Source organism: Micromonospora sp. NPDC049089 (assembly GCF_040648775.1).
GTDB lineage: Bacteria > Actinomycetota > Actinomycetes > Mycobacteriales > Micromonosporaceae > Micromonospora.
The window spans coordinates 20,884-28,642 of the sequence record NZ_JBEZEH010000076.1; the positions used below are offsets into that span (position 1 = coordinate 20,884).

Below are 7,759 nucleotides of genomic sequence, written 5' to 3' on the forward strand. Positions count from 1 at the left end.
CGGCCGGCCACCCGAACGCCGTCTCGTATCGATGTCGACACATGCCATTGGCGACGGATGCCTGGTGCCCAGCCACCGCGACCTGCCAGGGGACGCCATCGCCGGCGGCGAAGGCTGGCGCGGCCTGTCGGAAGCCCGACACGGCCGAGCTGGCGGCGACACAACGACGGCCCCGCTACCCGCTGCCGGGTACCGGGGCCGTCGTGAATCGCGTCAGGCGCCGCGAAGGGTGGCGCCGAGGCGCTCCGCCGCGACGGCGACCGCCGCGTCCCGTGCCGCGACCGCCTCCTCGACGGTGAGCGTCCGGTCCGGTGCCCGGAAGGTCAGCTTGTACGCCAGCGACCGGCGGCCGGCGCCGAGCTGCGCGCCGGAGTACACGTCGAACAGCCGCACGTCCTCCAGCAGCTCACCGGCGCCCGCCTCCAGCGCCCGGCGCACCTGCTCCGCCGGCACCGACTCGTCCACCACCAGAGCCACGTCGATCAACGCCGGCGGGAAGCCGGAAACCGTCGGCGCCGGCGTCACCGGGGTCGGCGGCAGCGCGTCGAGGTTCAGCTCCATCGCGCTGGTACGGCGAGGCAGCTCCAACGCCGCTACCACCACCGGGTGCAACTCCCCGGCGTGTCCGACGACCGAGCCGTCGACCCGCAGCTCAGCGCAGCGACCCGGGTGCCACGGGGCGTACTCGGCGGCACGCACCTCGACACGCTCGTCGGGGATCCCGGCGGCGGCCAACACGTCACGGGCCGCCTCGATCGCGTCCGCCCAGCCGGCCGGTCGGCCCGCACCCCACCAGCCGGCCGGGTCCAGGTCACCGGAGAGCACCACCGCGACGTGCACCGGTTGCGCCGGCACCACGGCGTCGGCGGCTGCGAACTCCTCGTCGGTGGGGCGACGGTCCACGCCCATCGCCGGCGGGCTGCCGGCGCCGACGCGCGGGTGGAAGACCGCACCGATCTCGTAGAGGGCGAGGTCGCGGTGACCCCGGCCGAGGTTGCGCTTGAGGATGCCGAGCAGCGGGCCGAGCAGCGTGGTGCGCAGCAGCGGCTCCTCCTCGGACAGTGGGTTGGCCAGCCGCACCGCGGGCCGACGCGGGTCGTCAGCCGGCAGGCCGAGTTGGTCGGCCAGCTCCGGCGACACGAACGGGTGCGCGAGCACCTCCACGTACCCCCGCTCGGCGAGCGACGTCGCGACGGCCCGGCGGCGACGCTGCCGCGGGGTCAGACCGCGCCCCGCAGGCGCGGTCGGCAACACCGACGGCACCCGGTCGTACCCGTCGAGGCGGACCACCTCCTCGACCAGGTCGGCCGGGTCGGTCAGGTCGGGCCGCCAGGTCGGCGGGGTGACGCTCAGCACCGTCCCGACGCCGCTGGCCACGCCGACCGCGCCCGGGTCCTCGGTCAACCGGTCCGCGCCCTGCGCGACAGTGCAGCCCACCTGCTCCAGCAGGGCGACCACCCGCGCCGGCGGGTACTCGACACCGACCCGCCGGGTCGGCAGGTCCGCCGGAAGACTGATCGGGGTACGCGGCCGGACGTGGTCGATGTCCAGGATCTCCACGCTCGGGGTGCCACCACCGTGCTCGGTGAGCAGCCGCACGGCACGCTCCAGCGCGACCAGCGGCACGGCCGGGTCGACGCCCCGCTCCCAGCGCTTCGCGGCCTCGCTGAACAGCTTGTGTCGACGGGCGGTGCGCCCGACCATCGCCGGGTCCCAGTGCGCCGCCTCGAAGAGCACAGTGGTGGTGACCCCCGTGACGACCTCGCTGGTCTCACCGCCCATCACCGCCGCGAGGGAGATCGGCCCCGTGTCGTCGCAAATCACCATGTCGTCGGCGGTGAGCACCCGGCTGACCCCGTCCAGGGTGGTCAGCTTCTCCCCCGCCTCGGCGCGACGGACCACCAGCGGCCCGGCGATCCGGTCGGCGTCGAAGGCGTGCATCGGCTGGCCCAGCTCCAACATCACGTAGTTGGTGATGTCGACCGGCAGCGAGATGCTGCGAATGCCGGCCGTGACGAGCCGCTGGGCCATCCACGACGGGGTGGGCGCGCCCGGGTCGACGCCCCGCACCAGGCGGGCGGTGAACCGGTCACAGCCGACCGTGTCGCGGACCTCCACCGGGTACGCCGGCGTCTCGGTGCCGGCCGGGGCGGGCACCAGGGCGGGATCACGCAGCGGCACGTCGAACGCGTGGGACAGCTCTCGGGCCAGGCCGCGCAGGCTCAGCGCGTACCCCCGGTCCGGGGTGATCTCCAGCTCGAACACGACGTCGTCGAGGCCGACGACGGGCCGCGCGTCGTCGCCCGGCTTGGCCGCGCCGTCCGGCGGCAGCACGATGATGCCCGAGTGGTCGTCGCCCAGGCCCAGCTCCTTGGCGGAGCAGATCATGCCGGCCGAGTTGTGCCCGTACGTCTTACGGGCGCCGATCGCGAACCCGCCGGGCAGCACACCACCGGGCAGGATCACCACCACCCGGTCACCGACGGCGAAGTTACGCGCCCCGCAGACGATCTCCTGCGGCTCGCCGGTGCCGTTGGCGGCGCCCACGTCCACCCGGCAGAACCGGATCGGCTTCTTGAAGCCGGTCAGCTCCTCGATCTCGCGCACCTCGCCGACGACGAGCTGCCCGGTGACGCTCTCGCGAAGGTCCACCACGGACTCGACCTCGATACCGAGGTCGACCAGGGCCTGCTCCAGGTCACCGGTGGGCAGGTCGGCGGGGAGGTCGACGTACTCCCGCAGCCAACTGACAGAAACTCGCATGACTTCAGACCACCGTTCCCGTGTCTCGTACCCGCATCGCCTACGCCCCGGTCCCGAGCGCGCGGCTGAACCGCACGTCGCCCTCGAAGAGATGGCGGATGTCGCTGACCCCGTGCCGGACCATCAGGGTCCGGTCGATGCCCATGCCGAAGGCGAATCCGGAGTAGACCTCCGGGTCGACGCCGCAGGCGCGCAGCACCCGCGGATTGACCATGCCGCAGCCACCCCACTCGACCCACTGCGGGCCGTCACGGTGCTCCGGGAACCACACGTCGAACTCCGCCGACGGCTCCGTGAACGGGAAGTAGTGCGGCCGCCACCGGGTCTTCGCCTCCGGGCCGAACATCGCCCGGGCGAAGTGGTCCAGCGTGCCCCGCAGGTGGGCCATCGTGATGCCCTTGTCGACCACCAGGCCCTCGGCCTGGTGGAACACCGGGCTGTGGGTGGCGTCGATCTCGTCCGTGCGGTAGACGCGACCCGGCACGATCACGTAGATCGGCGGCTTGCGGCTGAGCATCGTGCGGGTCTGCACCGTCGACGTGTGCGTACGCAGCACCAGGCCGGAGCCCTCCGGTGCGATGTGGAAGGTGTCCATCAACCCGCGCGCCGGATGGTCGGCGGGGATGTTCAACGCGTCGAAGTTGACCCACTCCAGGTCGACCTCGGGCCCCTCGGCCACCTCGTAGCCCATCCCGACGAAGAGATCGCTGATCGACTCCATCAGGGTGCTCAACGGGTGCCGGGCGCCACGCGGACGCCTGTCGTAGGGCACTGTGACGTCCACCCGCTCCTCGACCAGCACCCGCTCGGCCTGCTCGCGCTCCAGCACCTCGGCGCGGTCGGCGTAGGCGGTCTCGATCGCCCGGCGGGCCTCGTTCACCCGCTTGCCCGCGTCCGACTTCGCGGCCGGCGGCAACGCGCCGATCTCCCGGCGCGCGAGGGAGACCGGAGACCGGTCACCGAGGTGCACCGGGCGCAGCGCGGTGAGCGCGTCCGGGTCGGCCGCCGCCGTGAACGCCTTCGTGGCGTCCGCGACAGCCTCGTCCAAGGCGGCGGGGTCGAGCAGGGCGACCTGCTTCGGGTCGTACGGATCGTTGCGGTAGCTCATGGCGTACGGGCACTCCCTCACGGCGGCGCCTGCCCTCGTCGGGGCGGCTAGGCGAGTCTACGGACGCGCGGCTACGCCGCAGCCCGCCGGTAGGAGTTGCGCAGGGAGCAGGTCAGGCCCGCCGCCCGCCGACACCGGCGGGCTGGCTAAACGAACGCCGTGTCGCGTTCATGGACGGACGCTCTCCCCTGCTGTCAGCGCGCCGCAGGCGTTCACCCTCAGCGCTGTGCTCTGGCTGAAGCGTACAGGCAGACCGCTGCGGCGGCAGCCAGGTTGAGGCTCTCCGCGCGCCCGTACAGCGGCACCCGCACCGTGGTGTCGGCGGCGGTGGTCAACTCCTCGGGCAGCCCGTGCGCCTCGGAACCGAACAGCCAGGCGGTGGGCCCGACGAGCCGACCGTAATCGGTCAGGTCGTCCAGGTCGTTGTCGCCGTACCCGGTGGTGGCGAAGATCGACAGCCCGGCGGCGCGCAGCGCGCCGACCACCGCGACCGGGTCCGGGGCGCGCACCACGTCGACGTGGAAGAGGCTGCCGGCCGAGGCCCGCACACACTTGCCGTTGTACGGGTCGACGGCGTCCCCGGCGAAGATCACCGCACCCGCTCCGGCCGCGTCGGCGGTACGCAGCACCGTGCCGGCGTTGCCCGGGTCGCGGATCTCGGCGAGCACCGCCACCAGCCGGGGCGCACCCGCGAGGGCCTGTTCCAGTGAGACGTCCAGGTGCCGGCAGACGGCCACCAGCCCCTGTGGGGCGACGGTCTCGGTCAGCGCCGCGAGGGCGTCGTCGGTCACCTCGGAGACCGGCACGTCGGCGCGGGCCGCCGTGGCGGCCAACTCCGGGTACCGGTCGAGCGCGGTGGTCGTACCGAACAGTTCGGTGACCACCTCCGGCCGCGCGAGGGCCTCGCGGACCGCCTGCGGGCCCTCGGCCAGGAAACGGCCGGTGGCGTCGCGGTCCCGGCGGCGTTGCAGCCGGCGGGCGGCGACAACCCTTGGGGTACGCGGGGTGAAAGCCATGGTGTGCGCTCCTCCGGCACGATTGAGGCGCCCCCCGAACGGCGGTGCCGACACGGGAGACGCCTCGCTCTGGTGCGTGGGGATCAGGCGGCCTGAGCCGCCGCGCCGCCGGTGCCCTCGGCCGTGACCGCAGCCCGGGCCAGCTCGACGATCGCCGCGAAAGAGGCGGCGTCGTTGACAGCCATGTCGGCCAGGATCTTGCGGTCGACCTCGATGCCGGCCAGACGCAGGCCCTGGATCAGACGGTTGTAGGTCATCCCGTTGGCCCGGGCGCCCGCGTTGATCCGCTGAATCCACAGCTGCCGGAAGTCGCCCTTGCGGTCGCGACGGTCCCGGTAGGCGTACTGCATCGAGTGCAGCACCTGCTCCTTGGCCTTGCGGTACAGGCGGGAGCGCTGACCGCGGTAACCACTCGCGGACTCCAGCAGGGTACGACGCTTCTTCTGGGCGTTTACAGCCCGCTTGACGCGTGCCATCTCAACTCCTAATTACGTAAGGTGGCGCGCGTCAGCGGCCGAGCAGCTTCTTGATGCGCTTGACGTCGGCCTTGGCCAGCACGACCGTGCCGGTCAGCCGGCGGGTCTGGGTGGAGGGCTTCTTCTCCAGGTTGTGGCGAAGGCCGGCCTGCTGGGCAACGATCTTGCCCTTGCCGGTCACCTTGACCCGCTTACCCATACCCGTGTGGCTCTTCATCTTCGGCATGTGGAACGTCTCTCCCCTGTTACTCGCCGCTGGTGTCGGCGGCGAGGCCGGTGTCACCGGCTGCTGCGGTCTCGCTGACCGCCGCGGTCTCATCGGCTTCCGGAGCGGCGGACTCGTCCCCTGCCCGGTCCCGAGGTCCACCGCGAGACGCCGTAGCGGCGACCGCGGAGGCCTTGACGGCCCGATGCGGAGCGAGAACCATGATCATGTTTCGGCCGTCCTGCTTCGGAGCGGCCTCGACGTATCCCAGTTCCGTGATCTCGGATTCGAGTCGACGCAGAAGCCGGTAACCCAGCTCCGGACGACTCTGCTCGCGACCGCGGAACATGATCGTCACCTTGACCTTGTCGCCCGCCTTGAGGAACCGCACCACGTGACCCTTCTTGGTCTCGTAGTCGTGCGGGTCGATCTTCGGCCGAAGCTTCATTTCCTTGATGACGGTCTGCTGCTGATTACGCCGCGCTTCGCGCGCCTTGAGTGCGCTCTCGTACTTGAACTTGCCGAAGTCCATGAGCTTGCACACCGGCGGGCGCGCCATCGGCGCAACCTCGACCAGGTCCAGATCGACGTCCGCGGCCAGCTGAAGAGCGCGCTCCAGCGGGACGATGCCCACCTGCTCACCCTCTGGGCCGACCAGTCGGACCTCACGTGCCCGGATCTGCTCGTTCACGCGTGGTTCGACGCTGATGGGGCCTCCTCGAGTCGTTTCTGCTCTGTCGCCGACCCCTGCGGCTCCCGGGAGGGAACCGACCCGAAAAGCAGAAGGCCCCGGCGCATGCCAGGGCCCGCTCGACCGGTCAGCACGATCACAAGGATCGCGCATCCGGCACCGGGACATGCCCGGAACCGGTGACCGGACCCGGCCACCGTAGCGGCGACTCGGGTGGGAGCAGGCGCTCCGCTTTCAAGGCTGCCTGCTCGCACGCGGAGACAGCCTGGTCGACTAGACAACACTACACCGGCGCCCCGGCGACCCCCAAACCGGGCACGACCTGCGGCGAGTCACGAGCGCGGCCGACCATTGCGCCGCGCCGTCGCGCCGTCGCGCCGTCGCGCCGCCCCGGCGCGCTCCCGGCACCGCCTTGGCGCTGCCCTGTCCCGCCTTGCGCGGCTGGCGCCGCCCTGGCGTGCTTGGCGTCCGCTTCAAGATCCGCGCACTTTCCCTGAAACTGCTGCGTCAGGGCGCCGGGAGGCAGCAATTTCAGGGAAGTTGTCCAGATCTTGGCGAGGGGTGCGCGGCAGGCCTGGCCGCTGGGCGGCGACGCGAGGCCAACGGCGGGCGGTCCCAGCCGCGAACCGGCAGTGGCAGTCGGCCGCCAACCGGCGTGGGCGGTTAGGCCGCCAACCGGCAGTGGCGGTTAAGCCGCGAACCGGCGGGGGCGGTGGGCCGCGAACCGGCAGTGGCGGTTAGGCCGCCAACCGGCGTGGGCGGTGTCGCGAGGGTCAGCGGCCGACGGCGCGTTCGGCGAGGCGGACCTGGTGGGCCTCGTGCAGCCGGCGCAGCGCGCGGACTCCGTCGACGGCCAGCTCCTTGTCGGCGGCCTGCAACGCGACCATCGGCAGCAGGTCGTCATCGTGCAGCTCCAGGCTGGCCCACGGCGCGCCCCGGTCGAAGCGGACGCCCCGGACAACCTCCCAGGGCAGCTCGTAGGAGCTGATGACGTTGCGGACCCGAATGCTCCGGGCGTCGGCCTCCACCCGGGGACGGGTGAACAGCAGGAAGCCGAGCGCACCGAAGATGCCCAGGCCGATCATGGCGATCTGGTCGCCGCGCTGGAAGCTGCCGTAACCATCGCCGGTCGGGCCACTCAGCGAGGTAGCGACCAGAGCGAACACCACCACCAGAGCGGCCGCCGCAGACCAGCAGACCACCCGGATGCGGCGGGGCTTCAGGCGGACCAGTTCGGTTTCACTCACCCCACCAGTCTGCCATCCGCGCCCGGTCATCGAACGCACCACCCGCCGAGCCACCACCCCGAGCCCACCGAAGGCCAGCAACAAGATCGTGCTCGATCCAGGATCCAGTGGCCTCCGTCGAGATCGAGGCCACTACGTCAATGATCGAGCACGATCTTCCGCGTCCAGTCAGCCCCAGGGCACCCGCCGCCGCGTCGATCATGGAGTTGTGGTGGTGGACGTAAGGAGCGAAGGCGGCTGAAACGGCCACCAC

General features: G+C 71.8%; 8 protein-coding genes. All 8 read right to left on the reverse strand.

The features are described 5' to 3' along the window. Positions 1-213: 213 nt before the first annotated feature. Complete coding sequence (gene pheT, locus AB0B48_RS15460) at positions 214-2,763, reverse strand: phenylalanine--tRNA ligase subunit beta (RefSeq protein WP_357201336.1); 2,550 nt, start codon at positions 2,761-2,763, stop codon at positions 214-216. A gap of 40 nt (positions 2,764-2,803) precedes the next feature. Continuing rightward, positions 2,804-3,871 carry a phenylalanine--tRNA ligase subunit alpha gene (gene pheS / locus AB0B48_RS15465; RefSeq protein WP_357201339.1) on the reverse strand — a complete coding sequence of 356 codons (1,068 nt, stop codon included), beginning with the start codon at positions 3,869-3,871 and terminating at the stop codon, positions 2,804-2,806. 218 nt (positions 3,872-4,089) lie between these two features. After that, positions 4,090-4,887: an RNA methyltransferase gene (locus tag AB0B48_RS15470; RefSeq protein WP_357201342.1), complete on the reverse strand. Its 798-nt coding sequence runs from the start codon at positions 4,885-4,887 to the stop codon at positions 4,090-4,092. Positions 4,888-4,970: 83 nt separating this feature from the next. Next, positions 4,971-5,363 (reverse strand): 50S ribosomal protein L20, encoded by a 393-nt coding sequence (rplT, locus tag AB0B48_RS15475; protein ID WP_030488429.1) that lies wholly within the window; start codon positions 5,361-5,363, stop codon positions 4,971-4,973. A gap of 31 nt (positions 5,364-5,394) precedes the next feature. Beyond that, a complete protein-coding gene (rpmI, locus tag AB0B48_RS15480; RefSeq protein ID WP_007458415.1) occupies positions 5,395-5,589 on the reverse strand; it encodes a 50S ribosomal protein L35 in 195 nt (64 codons plus the stop codon). Positions 5,590-5,608: 19 nt separating this feature from the next. Then, entirely contained in the window at positions 5,609-6,259 is a 651-nt protein-coding gene (gene infC / locus AB0B48_RS15485) for a translation initiation factor IF-3 (RefSeq protein ID WP_124818759.1), read from the reverse strand. A 773-nt stretch (positions 6,260-7,032) separates the two neighbouring features. Then, positions 7,033-7,506, reverse strand: coding sequence for a PH domain-containing protein (locus tag AB0B48_RS15490; protein ID WP_355009173.1), 474 nt, complete (start codon positions 7,504-7,506; stop codon positions 7,033-7,035). After that, a partial coding sequence (locus AB0B48_RS15495; protein WP_357201346.1) for a hypothetical protein occupies positions 7,499-7,759 on the reverse strand: 261 nt, incomplete at its 5' end. The genes AB0B48_RS15490 and AB0B48_RS15495, both read right to left, overlap by 8 nt.